Genomic DNA, 14,933 nt, shown 5'->3' with positions numbered 1-14,933 from the left:
CGCTGACGTTCCTGCTGTGATCGCGCTGCTGGCCGATGACGCGCTGGGCAAGGATCGCGAGCATGCGGATATGGCCGCCTACGAGGCGGCGTTTGACGCGATGCAGGCCGAAGGCGGCAATCAACTGATCGTCGGCACGGATGCCGAAGGGCAGATCGTGGCGACCTACCAGATCACCTTTATCAGCGGGCTGTCATTGAGCGCCGCGCGCCGCGCGCAGGTCGAGAGCGTCCGCGTGTCCGGGGCCTTGCGCGGGCAGGGGATCGGGCAGCAGATGTTCGCGGATGCCGAGGTCCGCGCGCGCAAGGCCGGATGCCGCCTGATCCAGTTGACGATGAACCGGAGCCGGACTGAAAGCCATCGGTTCTACGAGGCCCTCGGCTTTGTTGCGTCGCATGTCGGGTTCAAGCGCCCCCTCGACTGAGGGACATGTTGACAGTGCGCCGCCTGCGATGATGTGATGATCCGCAAAGGAGAGGCGCCATGACCCGGAAATCCGAAGATCTGGACGCCGTCTATGGGGCGACGACGCCGGAAGCGTCCCGGCGGCTCTATGATGACTGGTCGGGCAGCTATGATGCCGAAAATCTGGCCAAGGGGTTCTGGTTGCCGATCGTGGCGGCGGGCGTGTTTGCCCGCCACATGGGGCGCACGCAGGGGCCGGTACTGGATGCCGGATGCGGCACAGGGTTGGTCGGTCAGTCGCTGGACCTGATGGGATATGGGCCGATCACCGGCTGTGACCTGTCGCCCGAGATGATCCGCATGGCCGCGGGGACCGGTGCCTATGCCGGTTTTACCGAGGCAGACATGGGGGCGGGCCTGCCGTTCGATGATGCGGCCTTCACCGGCTTTACCTGTATCGGATCGTTCGGGCCGGGCCATGCCCCGCCCGAGAGCCTGGAGCATCTGGCGCGGGTCACATGCCCCGGCGGGATCGGGGTGTTCAACGTGGTCAGCGCGACCTACGAAGAACAGGGATTTCCGCAGAAGATCAATGCGCTGGTGCAGGATGGGATCTTGCATGTCGAAGAGCGCAGCCGCCCGTTCCGCGCCTATCTTCTGGCCGAACCGGAATTGATCGTGCGCATCTATGCGGTGCGCAGGCTCTGAGAGCGGGCGTGCCGGGCTGATGCCCGACCTGCGGTCATGGGGCTGCATGGGTTGGCGTCTGCTGGTTCGCGGTCATCCCGCGGCGCTTTGCGCTGGAAAATCCGCGCCGCCTCGCCTATGCAGCGGGGAACCCAGTGATATGGCAAGGCGAGCGCGATGACCGATCTTTTCAACTCATTCATGACCGGCCCCGACGAAAAGGGGCGGTTTGGCGAATTTGGCGGGCGGTTCGTATCGGAAACGCTGATGCCGCTGATCCTGGAACTGGAAGAGCAGTACGAATACGCCAAGACGGACGACAGTTTCTGGGAAGAGATGCATTATCTCTGGACCCACTATGTCGGCCGGCCCAGCCCGCTTTATTATGCCGACCGGCTGACGAAGCATCTGGGCGGGGCCAAGGTCTATCTCAAGCGGGATGAGCTCAACCACACCGGCGCGCACAAGATCAACAACGTGCTGGGCCAGATCATTCTGGCACGCCGCATGGGCAAGACGCGGATCATCGCCGAGACCGGCGCGGGTCAGCACGGTGTCGCGACTGCCACCGTATGCGCCAAGTTCGGGCTGAAATGCGTGGTCTACATGGGCGCGCATGACGTGGAGCGTCAGAAGCCCAACGTGTTCCGTATGCGCCTGCTGGGGGCCGAGGTGGTCCCGGTGACTTCTGGGCGCGGCACGCTGAAGGACGCGATGAACGACGCGCTGCGCGATTGGGTTACCAATGTGCGCGACACGTTCTATTGCATCGGCACGGTAGCCGGACCGCATCCTTACCCCGCCATGGTCCGTGATTTCCAAGCGATCATCGGCAAGGAAGCCAAGGAACAGATGATGGCCGCAGAGGGCCGTCTGCCCGACACGCTGGTCGCCGCGATTGGTGGCGGGTCGAACGCGATGGGCCTGTTTTTCCCCTTTCTCGACGACAAGGATGTGAACATCATCGGGGTTGAGGCCGGTGGCAAAGGTGTGAATGCCAAGATGGAGCATTGCGCCTCCCTGACCGGCGGACGCCCCGGCGTGTTGCATGGCAACCGCACCTATCTGCTGCAGGATGATGACGGGCAGATCCTCGAAGGCTATTCGATCTCTGCCGGGCTGGATTATCCGGGCATCGGCCCCGAGCATTCCTGGCTGCACGAGATCGGGCGCGCCAAATATGTCGCGATCACCGACAAGGAAGCGCTGGAGGCGTTCCAGCTATGTTGCGAGCTGGAGGGGATCATCCCCGCGCTGGAGCCCAGCCATGCGCTGGCGCATGTGATGAAGATCGCACCGGAGCTGCCTGCCGATCACCTGATCTGCATGAACATGTGCGGGCGCGGCGACAAGGACATCTTTACCGTCGCCAAGCACCTGGGATTCGACATGGAAGAGAGTGACTGAACCATCAGTCAGGACAACCACGACGTTTTGCGCCGGTACTGAAACGCGATGAAATCAGAACGCCCGCCGCCCTCTGATGGCGCGGGCGTTCTACATCCAACCCCTACCATGGGTCAGATGCTGGGCACTTTAGCTGGAAAATTCCGAGACTTGGGTTTCGATCAGGGTTGGGCCATCGGAAAGGCAGCTGAACCGGAATTTCAGCCCCGGATCGGCGGTTGCGCGCGGAGAAGGATGGCACGACCCGCGTCCGTCCCGACGCGTGCGTCAGATAGGTCAGATCCCACAACCGCGAGAATGACACCGTTGACGGGTGCTTGGCGGCGGATGTGCCGCAGTCTCGCAGGCTTCTGTGGCCTAAGAATTTTCGAGTGGCGCCTTGGCGGTGAACGCGGTCTGGGCCTCTGCATCATCGGGACGGAACCAAACGTTGAAGGCTTCGGCGCCGGTCCCGCAGGTGACAAAGAACACCGGATCGTCAGGTGTGCCGCGCGAGGGGGACTTCGCGACAGAGCCGGGATCAATAGGTGAGCATTTAGGGTTTTCCGCGCTGATGCGGTTCACGGCGGTCGTGATCTGCGCCTTGAACTGGCTTGTATCCGTGTCCCAAATGAAATCGGCTTCGGTAAAGATCTGTTGGCCGGTCTCGGTGCGCTCGATCACCCGTAGCGCCGTGCCTGGCACCCAGCCGCTCACATCAGAGAGCCAGTCGGGCGATGTAATGCGGACCTTGGTCCACTGGTCCTGAACGCAGAGCCGGCGCACTTTGGTCGAGTTGTCGATGACGTGGTACTGCGGCGTTTTCAGAAGGCGCGTGGCCTTTTCATTCTTGATCCGGGGCGCGTCGCTTTCGGCCGCAGAACGAAGCTCGTGCCGCCCGGTGACCGCCACCACATCGCCCAACGCCAGACCGCCTTCGCCGCAGGCGGCGGGAGGCGTTGCCGTGCCAAGGGCGCTGGCTTTGATGATGGCTGCGGTCTCGTCCGACTCTGCGACCGATGGGGCGGGGGCGGCAACGGAGGGGGCCGGGCTGCTTTTCTGAGCGGCTTGCGCCGGGGTGCTGGCAGGCGCGTCCGCAACAAGGCCGAAGGCGAAGCAGCCGGTGAGCGCTGCCACGCATGATAGCATCGCAGTTCTGCGCTTTCTGAGCGGTGCAAATGGTATCGCTATGGAAACAAGTGAAATGGCCAGCCAGAGCATGAGCGCGAACGCGATGAATTGAGTGGTGCTTTGCATAGGCTGCCCGTCTTTGTTTGAATGTAGGTTTGGGGCAGGTTTAACGATGCAAATGTGCTGAAAATAAGAATTTTCTGGGTAAGATATGGGACATGGGCCGGATGCCGGATATCCCGCCTAGCATCAGGTTTTCGGCTTGGGCAAGCCGGTCTGATCTTGTGATCGCGGGCATTTGGGGGCTGCGGCGTGGGGATGCCGCCTGAGCACCGGGATCGTCGGGGCGGTGCTCAGGCGCTGGAGGCAGGGGGAGAAGATCCCGCCTCGGTTCCGGATGCAGCCCTATCCCGGCGGGCCGCATCGGAATCCAGGGCGCGGCGGCAGTCGGGGCTGCCGCGCGCCAAGTTGATCAGGCGTAATAGCTGCCCGAAAAGACGTGGTATTCGATATCTGCTCGGCGAATGCCGCGCGCCTCAAGCTCGGCGTCGCTCAGCGCTCGCAGGTGGCTGATCTTGCGGCGCGCGTTCTCGGCCTTGGCGTCGGCGGGGCGCATCATCGCATTGCCGATGGTTGCCAGCACGCCATAGATCGTGCGCAGCAGGTTGAAAGAGTGGTGCGGTTTCGCGGTTGTGTAAGCCATTGGGACTGATCCTGTATTGAAGTTATCTACTCCCTTGCTCGGCTATCTATGCCCTTTGGCGCGCGGTGCCAGAGGCAGTTTCGCAATCCCGCCATGCGCGATGTGCATGGAGGTGAAGGACGGGTGTTTGCGCAGTGCGCGCAACTGGGCGGTCTGGGGGGCCAGTGAGCGCGGGGATGACGCGCGCGCCGCCCGTTTTCGCGGGCGGCAGCATTCCGGAGTAGGCGGGGCGCGCGGGTCTTAGCGCGTGGGCACCGGCTCATCGCCGCGATAGTCGTAGAAGCCGCGCCCGGTCTTGCGGCCCAGCCACCCGGCCTCGACATATTTGGTCAGGAGCGGGCAGGGGCGGTACTTGGTATCCGCCAGCCCGTCATGCAGCACGTTCATGATCGCCAGACAGGTATCCAGCCCGATGAAATCGGCCAGTTCCAGTGGCCCCATCGGGTGATTGGCCCCCAGCTTCATCGACTGGTCGATGGAGTTCACGTTGCCGACCCCTTCGTAGAGCGTATAGACCGCCTCGTTGATCATCGGCATCAGGATACGGTTGACGATGAAACCGGGAAAATCCTCTGCAGAGGCGGCGGTCTTGCCGAGCCGCTCCACGACGCGGAGGCAGGATTCGTAGGTGGGCTTGTCGGTGGCGATGCCGCGAATAAGCTCGACCAGTTGCATCACCGGCACCGGGTTCATGAAGTGAAAGCCCATGAATTTCTCGGGCCGGTCAGTGCGGCTGGCCAGTCGCGTGATCGAGATCGACGAGGTGTTGGAGGTTAGGATCGTGTCCGGCTTGAGATGCGGCAGAAGATCCTCGAAGATCGCCTGCTTGACGGTCTCACGCTCGGTCGCGGCCTCGATGATCAGATCGGTCTGGCCCAGATCGGTCAGTGTCAGCGTGGTGCCGATCCGGGCAAGGCCGTCATCCATCTCGGCCTGGCTGATCTTGTCGCGGCTGACCTGGCGCTCCATGTTGCGGCGCATGATTTCCATCGCGGCGTCGATCGCATCCTGACTGATATCTGTCAGCAGAACCTCGTAACCTGCCAATGCCATGACATGGGCGATGCCGTTGCCCATCTGACCCGCGCCGACAATACCGATTTTCTGGATTTCCATATGCCTGCCCTGATTGCTGCTGCGCGGGCACAATACGCCTCTCGCGCAGGTGCCTGCAAGGGGGCGCGGGCCGTTAAAAAACGGTGCGAATTTGAGCATTAGCGAAATCTAAACCGGCGCGCGGCAGGTTCGATTCCGGGTAAGTAAATGGTGGGTGTTATGGCTTATGAAAAGCTGGGAGGTATGCCTCTCGACTACAGGCCGTGTCGTTACGGCAAGTCGAAACTGCTGTTCCGGGGGCCGCGCCGCGATCTGAGCGGGCAATATGTGGCGTTTCTTGGCGGGACAGAAACCTATGGCAAGTTCATATCACGTCCCTATCCGGCGCTGGTGGAGGCGCGGACGGGGTTGAAATGCGTCAATCTTGGCTGGCCGAATGCGGGTATAGACGTGTTCCTGCACGATCCCGATGTCCTGAGTCTGGCCGCGCGGGCGCAGGTGGTGGTGCTACAAGTATTGCCTGCACAGAACATGTCGAACCGATTCTATTCGGTGCATCCACGGCGCAATGACCGGTTCGTCGAGGCGTCGCCGCTGTTGCGCAGTGCTTACCGCGAGGTGGATTTTACCGAGTTTCATTTCACCCGGCACATTCTGCACCGGTTGCGGTCGGTTTCGGAGGAGCGGTTCGCGCTGGTGCGCGCCGAGCTGCAGATCGCGTGGATCGCCCGGATGAAGCTGTTGCTGAACCAGTTTGGCATCCCGGTCGTCCTGCTCTGGCTGTCGTCGCACCGACCGGGCGAGAGCGCCGACCAGCCGCATGTGTCGGACGATCCGGCCTTCGTGACCGCCGCCATGCTGGAAGCGCTGCGGCCCTATGTGGTGCAGCTTGTTGATGCGACCGCCAGCCCCGGGACGCAGGAAGATGGCACCCGGGGCATGGTCTTTTCCCAGTTTGATGCAGCGGCGGCAGCCGAGCTGTTGGGGCCAGCCGCGCATACAGAGGCCGCAGAGAGATTGGCGCCGGTGATCCGCGATCTGGTGATGGGATGACCGGGGGGGGTAGCCCGGCGCGCGCGCATAAACGAAAAAGGCCCGCCATTTCTGGCGGGCCTTGTCCTGTGCGGGGGTAAACCCGCCGCGTGTCAGAGTTTCTCGGTCAGTTCCGGGACTGCGTCGAACAGGTCGGCGACGAGGCCGAAATCGGCGACCTGGAAGATCGGTGCCTCTTCGTCCTTGTTGATCGCGACGATGATCTTGCTGTCCTTCATGCCCGCGAGGTGCTGAATCGCGCCCGAAATGCCGACGGCGACATAAAGATCGGGAGCGACGACCTTGCCGGTCTGGCCGACCTGCCAATCGTTCGGAGCATAACCGCTATCGACTGCGGCACGGCTGGCGCCAACGGCGGCCCCGAGCTTGTCTGCCAGTTTCTCGATCAGCGCGAAGTTCTCTTCGGAGCCAACGCCACGCCCGCCCGAGACGACCACACCGGCCGATGTCAGTTCGGGACGGTCGCTTGTCGCGACCTTGTCTTCGACCCATTCGCTGAGACCGGGATCCGCAGGAACGGAGGCGGTATCGATCGAGGCCGAGCCACCGGTTCCGGCCGCGTCGAAGGTCGAGGTGCGGAAGCTGATGACCTTCTTGGGGTCAATGGATTTGACCGTCTGGATCGCGTTGCCGGCATAGATCGGGCGCTCGAACGTGTCGGCATCGACGACGCCGGAGACGTCGGTCAGAACCATCACGTCCAGCAGTGCCGCCACGCGCGGCAGCACGTTCTTGGCATCGGTGGTCGCGGGGGCCACGATATGCTCGTAATCGCCGGCTAGGCTGACGATCAGCGCGGCGGTCGATTCGGCCATGCGATGCCCCAGTGACGCGTCCTCGGCCACGAGAACCTTGGCCACGCCGTCGATCGTGGCAGCGGCTTCGCCCGCGGCCGCAGCCGATCCACCGGCACACAGCACGGTGATTTCGCCCAGGGATTTGGCCGCAGTCACCGTCTTGGCGGTTGCGTCCATTGCCAGTTCACCATCGGTGACTTCTGCGAGAAGTAGAACAGCCATTACACAGCCCCCGCTTCTTTGAGTTTCGCCACGAGCTCGTCCACCGAGCCCACGATAATACCGGCGGCGCGGGCCTCTGGCTCGGCGGTGCCGGTGATTTGCAGCCGGGGCGTGACATCGACGCCGTAATCGGCGGCGGTTTTCTCGTCCATCGGCTTTTTCTTGGCCTTCATGATGTTGGGCAGCGACGCATAGCGCGGCTCGTTCAGGCGCAGGTCCACGGTGATGATCGTGGGCATCTTGACCTTGATCGTCTGCATGCCGCCATCAACCTCGCGGGTGACCAGCGCGTGATCGCCTTCGATTTCCAGACCCGAGGCAAAGGTGCCCTGGCTCCAGCCCAACAGCGCCGACAGCATCTGGCCGGTGGCGTTCATGTCGTTGTCGATCGCCTGTTTGCCTGCCAGAACGATGCCCGGCTTCTCTTCGTCGATCACGGCCTTGAGGATCTTGGCGACGGCGAGCGGCTCGATATCGGTGTGCACGTCGTCGGCAGCGACCACGAGGATCGCGCGATCCGCGCCCATCGCCAGCGCGGTGCGCAGCGTTTCCTGGCTTTGCTTGACGCCGATGGAGACCGCGATGACCTCGTCGGCTTGCCCCGCCTCTTTCAGCCGAATCGCCTGTTCGACGGCAATCTCGTCGAACGGGTTCATCGACATTTTGACATTGGCGAGATCGACACCGCTGCCATCCGCCTTCACGCGGACTTTCACGTTGTAGTCGATCACACGTTTGACAGGCACGAGCACCTTCATTGGCATGGTCTCCTCAAATTCACAGTAACAGCCGCAATGCGACTCCGAGTTTCTGGCTCTCCCGCGGGTTCATATAGATTCAGGCGGGCGGGAAACAGGGTAAAATCGTCATACGAAGGTCCGTAGGCGTCGTGTTTCGCTCCGGAGAGGAAAAAACCGCAGATCGGTGCGGTTATCTGCCGCTGTCGATCTGCACGCTGAGCGCCGCCCGTGGCGCATCCGACGCCAAAGCGGTTCTGCATTTGATCCGGGGCACAGGTCAGGTGCTATACGTCCACGGCATTGAAAAGGCTTTAGTCGCGGTTCGCGCCCGGAACCCACAACACGTCCGCGCGGCCATCATCATTGGCCATGCGCGCGGCCACGAAAAACCAGTCGCTGAGGCGGTTGAGATATTGCACCGCGGCGGCGTTCACATCCTCGCTGCCCGCCAGTTCGACGGTCAGCCGTTCGGCCCGGCGCGACACCGTGCGGCACAGGTGCAGATGCGCGGCCAGTGCGGAGCCGCCGGGCAGGATGAAGCTGCGCAATGGCTCCAGCACGGCTGTCATAGCGTCGATTTCGGCCTCGAGCCGCCGGACCTGCGCATCGGTTACGCGCAAGGGCGTGTATTCGGCCTCGGCATCGCGGGCCATGTCGGGGCGGCAGAGATCGGCGCCCAGATCGAACAGGTCGTTCTGAATCCGCGCCAGCGCGGCATCCACCGCGCCGTCGGCATGCAACCGTGCAAGGCCCAGCGTCGCGTTGGTTTCGTCTACCGTGCCGTAGGCGGTGACGCGCAGCGAATGTTTGGCGACGCGGTCGCCGTTACCCAGGGCGGTATCGCCGCCATCGCCGGTGCGTGTGTAGATCTTGTTCAGGACGACCATTGGCTTCAGCCTCCCATCTGGCGTCGAATGTAGACAAAGGTGACAATGACGACCACCGCGATGAACTGTGCGATGATCCGCCAGCGCATGAATTTGTTCGCGCGCTTGCCATTCTCCACGCCGCCTTTGCCGAAGGTGCTGATACCCATGATAAGTATTATCGCCACCGCGCCACAGGCGACGACGACGAGCAGGAAAAGCGGATCGGAGAGCATGACAGGTCCTCGGGTTGCGTCTGGGTCACATCTAGCGCGCCGGACGGCAGAAAGCGAAGCGGAAAATCCGCCACGCGGCAGGGATCAGGCGCGGGACAGCACCCAGTCGAGTGCGCGGGTGGGCAGCAGACGTTTCAATATACCCATCAAGTAGGTGGGCGTGGTCACGTAGTAACGCGCGCGCGGGCGGCGGGCCTCGACCGCGTGGATCAGCTTTCTGGTAACGGCGGAGGCGGGCAATTCGAACGTGTCGGGGCCGCTGTCCTGGTAGAGCCGCTTTTGCAGACCGGCGCGGTAGTCATCAGCGCGCGGTGATTTTTCCCAATCGATCCAGCGTTCGAAATGCGGGATCGCGTTCTGCCGGATTTTCGACGTGACCGGGCCGGGTTCGATCAGCGCCACATGGATGCCGCTGCCGGCCATCTCGATGCGTAGGGTGTCGCTCAGCCCTTCGACCGCGAATTTGGTGCTGTTATAGGCCCCCCGCCAGGGCAGGGTGATTATGCCCAGCACGGAAGAGCATTGCACGATTCGCCCGTGCCCCTGAGCGCGCATGATCGGGATGACACGGCGCGAAAGATCGTGCCAGCCAAAGAAATTCGTCTCGAATATGGTGCGCAGCGCGTCGGTCGGCAGGTCTTCGACCAGACCGGGGCAGGCATAGGCTCCGTTGTTGAAGAGCGCATCGAGCCTGCCGCCGGTGGCGTCCAGAACTTCGGCCAAACCAGCCGCGATACTGGCGCTGTCAGCGTAGTCGATCAGCGGGCTGTCGAAACCTTCGGCGTGCAGGCGGGCGCAATCCTCGGGCTTGCGGCAACTGGCAAAGACGCGCCAACCTCGGGCGCGTAGCCCGTGAGCCGCGTCATAGCCGATGCCCGAAGAGCATCCGGTGATCAGGATGGATTTTTCATTCATGCCCCAGCTATGCCGCGCGGGGCGGGTGCGTGCAATGGCGTTGACGCGCCGTTACTGGTCGATGGCCGTCAACAGCCAGTCCGCCATCCAGCCGGTCTGGCCGGTATCGAGCGCGCGCAGATGTACCCAGCCGTTCGCGGCCGTCTCCAGCACTTCTACCTGTGTGCCCTGGCTCAGTTGATAGACCTGCAGATAGTCGGTGCCCGGCCCGTCGCGCATGTTTACCAGCGTGCCGGTGACAGAGCGGATATCGGCGGGTTCGGACGTGTCATCAGTCCCGGCCAGCACCGCGCCTGTGCCGCCGATCACGCCCGAGACATCGCGCGCCAGCGTGCCGCCGGAAAACGCGCCGACGCCTGAAAGGCCCATCTCCTTGATGGTTTGGGAATCGAACACGCTCTTGGCCGGGCTGGCGGCGGCCAGCGTGACCTGGAATCGCGTTGCTTGCTGCGCTTGCAGGTAACGGTCCTGTTTGCGCGCTTCGCGGGCGTCATGGGCGGCCTGAACGGCCTCGCGCTTTTGCTTGATCAGGCGCGGGGTCAGTTTGATCCGGGGTTTTGCCGTGGCCACCTCAAGGGCGCGCGACTGAACCGGCTTTGGCTGGGCAAAGAGCGGCCTGTCCTGAAGCGCGACCTGCAACGAGTCGGCGCGCGGCGCGTAATCGGCACCGCCGCTGAGCTGGTAGAACGCAAAGCCCAGAAACGCGAATGTCAGCAACATGAAGCGCCACATATGCGCATCCCCCCGAGTGACTCAAAAATTTAAAGCAGCAAGGCCAGAATACACGATTCGCGCCCCCTCTCGACGGGAAAACCGCGATTCTTTCCCCGCCCCCGCTTTACGAGCAATCAAGCCGCAGCTATCACCACATCCATGAACGATCTGGTTGACGACCCCAACATAAGCCCCGAGGACGGATCGGCCACGATGTCCGAGCCGCTGCGCCGCGCGATCGGCGAGCGCTATCTGACATATGCGCTGAGCACGATCATGCACCGCGCGCTGCCTGATGCACGTGACGGGCTGAAGCCTGTGCACCGTCGTATCCTCTATGCAATGCGCGAGCTGCGCCTTAGTTCCACAGGGGGCTTTCGAAAGTCGGCCAAGATCAGCGGCGACGTGATGGGCAACTATCACCCGCATGGCGATGCGGCGATCTATGACGCGATGGCGCGGCTGGCGCAGGATTTTGCCGTGCGCTATCCGCTGGTGGACGGGCAGGGCAATTTCGGCAATATCGACGGCGACAACCCGGCGGCCTCGCGTTACACCGAAGCGCGGATGACCGCGGTGGCCGAGGCGCTGCTGGACGGGCTGGCCGAGAATGCCGTTGATTTCCGTGACAACTATGACGGCACGCTGACCGAGCCGGTGGTGCTGCCCGCGTCCTTCCCGAACCTTCTGGCGAACGGGTCGAGCGGCATCGCGGTAGGCATGGCGACCAATATCCCGCCGCACAATATCGGTGAACTGGTGGATGCGTGCCTGCATATCATCGACACGCCCGATTGCCGGGATGACACGCTGCTGAACTATGTGCGCGGCCCCGATTTCCCCACGGGTGGCGTGATTGTCGAGCCGCCCGAGAATATCGCGAACGCCTACCGCACGGGGCGCGGCAGCTTCCGTCTGCGCTGCAAATGGGAGGTCGAGGACCTTGGGCGCGGTCAATGGCAGATCGTCGTCATCGAAATCCCTTACCAGGTGCAGAAATCCAAGCTGATCGAAAAGATCGCGGAGCTGATCCAGGTCAAGAAGATCCCGATCCTCGCCGACGTGCGCGACGAGAGTGCCGATGATATCCGCCTGATCCTTGAGCCACGCAGCAAGAATGTCGATGCCGATGTGCTGATGGGCATGATGTTCCGCAACTCGGACCTGGAAGTAAAATTCTCGTTGAACATGAACGTGTTGATCGACGGGGTTACTCCAAAGGTCTGCTCGATGAAGGAGGTGCTGCGCGCCTTCCTCGACTTCCGCCAGGAGGTGTTGATCCGCCGCTCGACCCACCGGATGGAGAAGATCGACCATCGGCTGGAGGTGCTTGAAGGGCTGATCGTCGCGTTCCTGAACCTTGACCGGGTGATCGACATCATCCGCTATGACGATGAGCCGAAAGCAGCGCTGATGCGCGAGGACTGGGGCCGCGAATTTACCCGCGCCATGTCCGAGGCTGATTACGTGCCGCCCGTGGCGGGCAGCGCGGATGGGCTCACGGATGTGCAGGCCGAAGCGATCCTGAACATGCGGCTGCGCAGCTTGCGGCGGCTGGAGGAAATTGAGCTGCTGAAGGAGCAGGAGGCGCTCATGCAGGAGCGCGCCGGTCTGGAAGATCTGCTGGAGAACACCACTCTGCAGTGGAAGGCGATCGCCGATCAGCTGCGCGAGGTTCGCAAGACCTTTGGCAGGACCTACGAATATGGCGAGCGCCGCACGCAGTTTGCGGTTGCCGGCGAAGTGGAAGAGGTGCCGCTGGAGGCGATGATCGACCGCGAACCGATCACGGTGGTCTGCTCGGAAATGGGCTGGATCCGCGCGATGACCGGTCATATCGACCTCAACCGGGAATTGAAGTTCAAGGATGGCGACGGCCCGCGCTTCCTGTTTCATGCCGAAACCACCGACAGGCTGCTGGTATTCGCCGAGAACGGCCGATTCTATACGCTGTCGGCGGCCAATCTGCCCGGCGGGCGCGGCATGGGAGAGCCGTTGCGCCTGATGGTTGATCTGCCCAACGAGGCCGGCATCGTCGATCTGTTCATTCACCAGCCTGACCGCAAGCTGCTGGTGGCATCCAGCGCCGGAGACGGGTTTATCGTTCCTGAACAGGACGTTCTGGCGCAAACCCGCAGTGGTAAGCAGGTTCTGAACGTGCGCGGAGACACCCGCGCGCGGGTTTGCAAGCCGGTGACAGGCGACCATGTGGCGGTTGTGGGTGAAAACCGGAAAGTGCTGATATTTGCGCAATCCGAACTGCCGGAAATGGCCCGAGGCAAGGGTGTTCGTTTGCAAAAATACAAGGACGGTGGGCTTTCAGATGCCACGACCTTTGCGCTGGAGGACGGGCTGAGCTGGCACGATCCGGCGGGGCGCACCCGGACCGAGACCGCGTTGGCGGAATGGACCGGCAAGCGTGCAGGCACCGGCCGCATGGCACCACGCGGATTCCCGCGCGATAACAAGTTTACCTGAATTGTCCGCATCGGCGCCCTGACGGGCGCCCTTGCGGGACGGGGCGAATGACGCGCCCTATGCGGGCGTGGGCGGGCGCCTCAGAGTGCGCGGCGGGCGGGCGTCGTGTCAAACCGGGGTGGCTTGCAACCAGACGCCGCCCTGGGGGCGCAGGGTCAGGATCATCACCGGCTCGGGGTTGCGGCCCTCGACCTGGGTGAAACGGAACCGTGACAGCAGCGTGGCGAGGATGATCACCGCCTCTTGTAGCGCGAAACTGGCGCCAATGCAGATTCGCGGGCCGTCACCGAAGGGCAGGTAGGCGTAACGCTGCACCACCTTGCGGTCGGCAAAGCGGTCGGGGCGGAAATGATCGGGATCCTGCCACAGCAGGTGATTGCGGTGCAGCGCATAGATCGGAATGATCACTGTATCGCCGGCATGCACCTCGCGGCCGCAGAGCGTATCGGCCTGCAGCGCCGTGCGCGACACCATCGCGGCTGGTGGGTAGAGGCGCAGCGCCTCGTCGGCGATCATGCGGATAAAGGGCAGCTGCGCCACATCCTCGCCGGTGCAGGCGCGCCCCTGAAGCACCGATTGCGCCTCGGCGCGGGCGCGATCCTGCACGCTCTGATCGAACGCGCAGAGATAGAGCGACCAGGCGAGGGTCAGCGCCGTCGTCTCGTGCCCGGCGACGATGAAGGTCAGCAGGTTGTCGCGCAACTCGGCGGTGTTCATCTGGCGCTTCGTCTCGGGGTCGATCCCGTCCAGCAGCAGATCGAGCAGGTCCGGCACCCCCTCTGGCCCGCGGATGCGGCGGGCCTCGACCGCTTCATCGGCCACGGCCTTCATCTGGCGCACTGCCTTGCCCGACATCATCCGGCCCGGGCGCGGCACCCAGTCGGGAAAGCCGAGGATGTCAAAGAGCGAGATCTTGCCCGCCTCGGCGATATACCCGTTGATGGCGTGATGCACTGCGTCCGCATCGAAGCTGCCATCGCCGGAAAATGTCACATCGCTGATCACGTCGAAAGTGGTGCGCACCATGTCCTCTGCCACGTCCACCGCGCGCGGTCCGGCGGCGGCAATCCGCGCGGCGCTGCGCTCGGCGGCGGCGGTCATGATCGGGGCGAGGTTCATCACGTTGCGATGCGAAAAGACCGGTGCGGCGGCGCGCCGTTGCCAGCGCCAATGCGCGCCCTCGGCGATAAAGAGTGATTCGCCGATCGCCGGGCGAAGCAGGTTCTTGGTGACGACCGATTTCGGATAATTGTCGAGTTTCTCCAGCAGCATCGTCTTTATGGCGTCCGGGTCCATCACCATGTGCCAGCGCTTGCCGGTGCGGCCTGACACCATCGGTTGACGTGTGGCAATCTGCGGAATGATGCTGAGCACGTTGCGCCGCGCCGCAGCCAGGCTGGCCAGCACGCCCATCGGCTGGGTGACCAGCGGGACGTGAACGGGTATGTCGCTGCGCATCTTTGTCCCTTTCGGCTCTTGGCTATTGATATAGGTACGGCGGCGGGGCTGGGCAAATGATTGCGCAAAGCGCGGCGCTCTTGTAT

Annotated in this window: 15 protein-coding genes; 5 read left to right on the top strand and 10 right to left on the bottom strand. The window is 63.0% G+C overall.

Features of this window, described 5'->3' with window-relative positions:
* Window positions 1-16 precede the first annotated feature (16 nt).
* From O3306_RS17940 to trpB, 3 genes are all read left to right on the top strand, one after another.
* Entirely contained in the window at window positions 17-424 is a 408-nt protein-coding gene (locus O3306_RS17940; protein ID WP_272009854.1) for a GNAT family N-acetyltransferase, read from the top strand.
* A gap of 59 nt (window positions 425-483) precedes the next feature.
* On the top strand, window positions 484-1,113 hold the full coding sequence (locus O3306_RS17935) for a class I SAM-dependent DNA methyltransferase (RefSeq protein ID WP_272009852.1): 630 nt from the start codon (window positions 484-486) through the stop codon (window positions 1,111-1,113).
* Between the two features lie 156 nt (window positions 1,114-1,269).
* Window positions 1,270-2,499, top strand: a complete 1,230-nt coding sequence (gene trpB, locus O3306_RS17930) for a tryptophan synthase subunit beta (protein WP_272009849.1) — start codon at window positions 1,270-1,272, stop codon at window positions 2,497-2,499.
* 357 nt (window positions 2,500-2,856) lie between these two features.
* Here the strand turns inward: trpB and O3306_RS17925 are convergent, their stop codons facing one another.
* The 3 genes from O3306_RS17925 to O3306_RS17915 all read right to left on the bottom strand — a co-directional run bounded on the left by O3306_RS17925 (window position 2,857) and on the right by O3306_RS17915 (window position 5,428).
* Complete coding sequence (locus O3306_RS17925) at window positions 2,857-3,615, bottom strand: hypothetical protein (RefSeq protein ID WP_272009846.1); 759 nt, start codon at window positions 3,613-3,615, stop codon at window positions 2,857-2,859.
* Window positions 3,616-4,081: 466 nt separating this feature from the next.
* Entirely contained in the window at window positions 4,082-4,312 is a 231-nt protein-coding gene (locus O3306_RS17920; protein ID WP_272009844.1) for a DUF1127 domain-containing protein, read from the bottom strand.
* 240 nt (window positions 4,313-4,552) lie between these two features.
* Entirely contained in the window at window positions 4,553-5,428 is an 876-nt protein-coding gene (locus O3306_RS17915) for a 3-hydroxybutyryl-CoA dehydrogenase (protein ID WP_272009841.1), read from the bottom strand.
* A gap of 147 nt (window positions 5,429-5,575) precedes the next feature.
* Here O3306_RS17915 and O3306_RS17910 point away from each other — a divergent pair, with 147 nt between their 5' ends.
* Window positions 5,576-6,421: a DUF6473 family protein gene (locus O3306_RS17910; RefSeq protein WP_334312359.1), complete on the top strand. Its 846-nt coding sequence runs from the start codon at window positions 5,576-5,578 to the stop codon at window positions 6,419-6,421.
* A 92-nt stretch (window positions 6,422-6,513) separates the two neighbouring features.
* On the opposite strand, the gene O3306_RS17905 is transcribed toward O3306_RS17910, so the two are convergent.
* The 6 genes from O3306_RS17905 to O3306_RS17880 form a co-directional block, all read right to left on the bottom strand.
* Window positions 6,514-7,440 (bottom strand): electron transfer flavoprotein subunit alpha/FixB family protein, encoded by a 927-nt coding sequence (locus O3306_RS17905; RefSeq protein WP_272009837.1) that lies wholly within the window; start codon window positions 7,438-7,440, stop codon window positions 6,514-6,516.
* Window positions 7,440-8,198, bottom strand: a complete 759-nt coding sequence (locus tag O3306_RS17900) for an electron transfer flavoprotein subunit beta/FixA family protein (protein ID WP_272009835.1) — start codon at window positions 8,196-8,198, stop codon at window positions 7,440-7,442. The genes O3306_RS17905 and O3306_RS17900 overlap by 1 nt, the downstream gene beginning before the upstream one ends.
* Before the next feature lie 293 nt (window positions 8,199-8,491).
* A complete protein-coding gene (locus O3306_RS17895) occupies window positions 8,492-9,067 on the bottom strand; it encodes a cob(I)yrinic acid a,c-diamide adenosyltransferase (RefSeq protein WP_272009833.1) in 576 nt (191 codons plus the stop codon).
* A 5-nt stretch (window positions 9,068-9,072) separates the two neighbouring features.
* Window positions 9,073-9,282, bottom strand: a complete 210-nt coding sequence (locus O3306_RS17890) for a twin transmembrane helix small protein (RefSeq protein WP_272009831.1) — start codon at window positions 9,280-9,282, stop codon at window positions 9,073-9,075.
* Window positions 9,283-9,366: 84 nt separating this feature from the next.
* Entirely contained in the window at window positions 9,367-10,197 is an 831-nt protein-coding gene (locus O3306_RS17885; RefSeq protein ID WP_272009830.1) for an SDR family oxidoreductase, read from the bottom strand.
* A gap of 51 nt (window positions 10,198-10,248) precedes the next feature.
* The gene (locus O3306_RS17880; RefSeq protein ID WP_272009828.1) at window positions 10,249-10,929 is read right to left on the bottom strand and encodes an SH3 domain-containing protein; all 681 of its coding nucleotides are present in this window, start codon (window positions 10,927-10,929) and stop codon (window positions 10,249-10,251) included.
* A gap of 141 nt (window positions 10,930-11,070) precedes the next feature.
* On the opposite strand from O3306_RS17880, the gene parC reads away from it, so the two are divergent.
* Window positions 11,071-13,389 (top strand): DNA topoisomerase IV subunit A, encoded by a 2,319-nt coding sequence (gene parC / locus O3306_RS17875; RefSeq protein WP_272009826.1) that lies wholly within the window; start codon window positions 11,071-11,073, stop codon window positions 13,387-13,389.
* 108 nt (window positions 13,390-13,497) lie between these two features.
* On the opposite strand, the gene O3306_RS17870 is transcribed toward parC, so the two are convergent.
* The gene (locus tag O3306_RS17870) at window positions 13,498-14,847 is read right to left on the bottom strand and encodes a cytochrome P450 (protein ID WP_272009824.1); all 1,350 of its coding nucleotides are present in this window, start codon (window positions 14,845-14,847) and stop codon (window positions 13,498-13,500) included.
* Window positions 14,848-14,933: the final 86 nt, after the last annotated feature.

This window comes from Roseovarius sp. ZX-A-9, assembly GCF_028369135.1.
GTDB lineage: Bacteria > Pseudomonadota > Alphaproteobacteria > Rhodobacterales > Rhodobacteraceae > Roseovarius.
Note: the sequence above shows the minus strand (reverse complement) of the source record. Positions and strands in the feature narration are given on the sequence as shown.

Excerpts from the sequence above, each read along its gene's own strand:
- O3306_RS17935 (WP_272009852.1), top strand. The coding sequence starts at position 484 with ATGACCCGGAAATCCGAAGATCTGGACGCCGTCTATGGGGCGACGACG.
- trpB (WP_272009849.1), top strand. The coding sequence starts at position 1,270 with ATGACCGATCTTTTCAACTCATTCATGACCGGCCCCGACGAAAAGGGG.
- O3306_RS17920 (WP_272009844.1), bottom strand. The coding sequence starts at position 4,312 with ATGGCTTACACAACCGCGAAACCGCACCACTCTTTCAACCTGCTGCGC.
- O3306_RS17915 (WP_272009841.1), bottom strand. The coding sequence starts at position 5,428 with ATGGAAATCCAGAAAATCGGTATTGTCGGCGCGGGTCAGATGGGCAAC.
- O3306_RS17910 (WP_334312359.1), top strand. The coding sequence starts at position 5,576 with ATGGTGGGTGTTATGGCTTATGAAAAGCTGGGAGGTATGCCTCTCGAC.
- O3306_RS17905 (WP_272009837.1), bottom strand. The coding sequence starts at position 7,440 with ATGGCTGTTCTACTTCTCGCAGAAGTCACCGATGGTGAACTGGCAATG.
- O3306_RS17900 (WP_272009835.1), bottom strand. The coding sequence starts at position 8,198 with ATGAAGGTGCTCGTGCCTGTCAAACGTGTGATCGACTACAACGTGAAA.
- O3306_RS17895 (WP_272009833.1), bottom strand. The coding sequence starts at position 9,067 with ATGGTCGTCCTGAACAAGATCTACACACGCACCGGCGATGGCGGCGAT.
- O3306_RS17890 (WP_272009831.1), bottom strand. The coding sequence starts at position 9,282 with ATGCTCTCCGATCCGCTTTTCCTGCTCGTCGTCGTCGCCTGTGGCGCG.
- O3306_RS17885 (WP_272009830.1), bottom strand. The coding sequence starts at position 10,197 with ATGAATGAAAAATCCATCCTGATCACCGGATGCTCTTCGGGCATCGGC.
- O3306_RS17880 (WP_272009828.1), bottom strand. The coding sequence starts at position 10,929 with ATGTGGCGCTTCATGTTGCTGACATTCGCGTTTCTGGGCTTTGCGTTC.
- parC (WP_272009826.1), top strand. The coding sequence starts at position 11,071 with ATGAACGATCTGGTTGACGACCCCAACATAAGCCCCGAGGACGGATCG.
- O3306_RS17870 (WP_272009824.1), bottom strand. The coding sequence starts at position 14,847 with ATGCGCAGCGACATACCCGTTCACGTCCCGCTGGTCACCCAGCCGATG.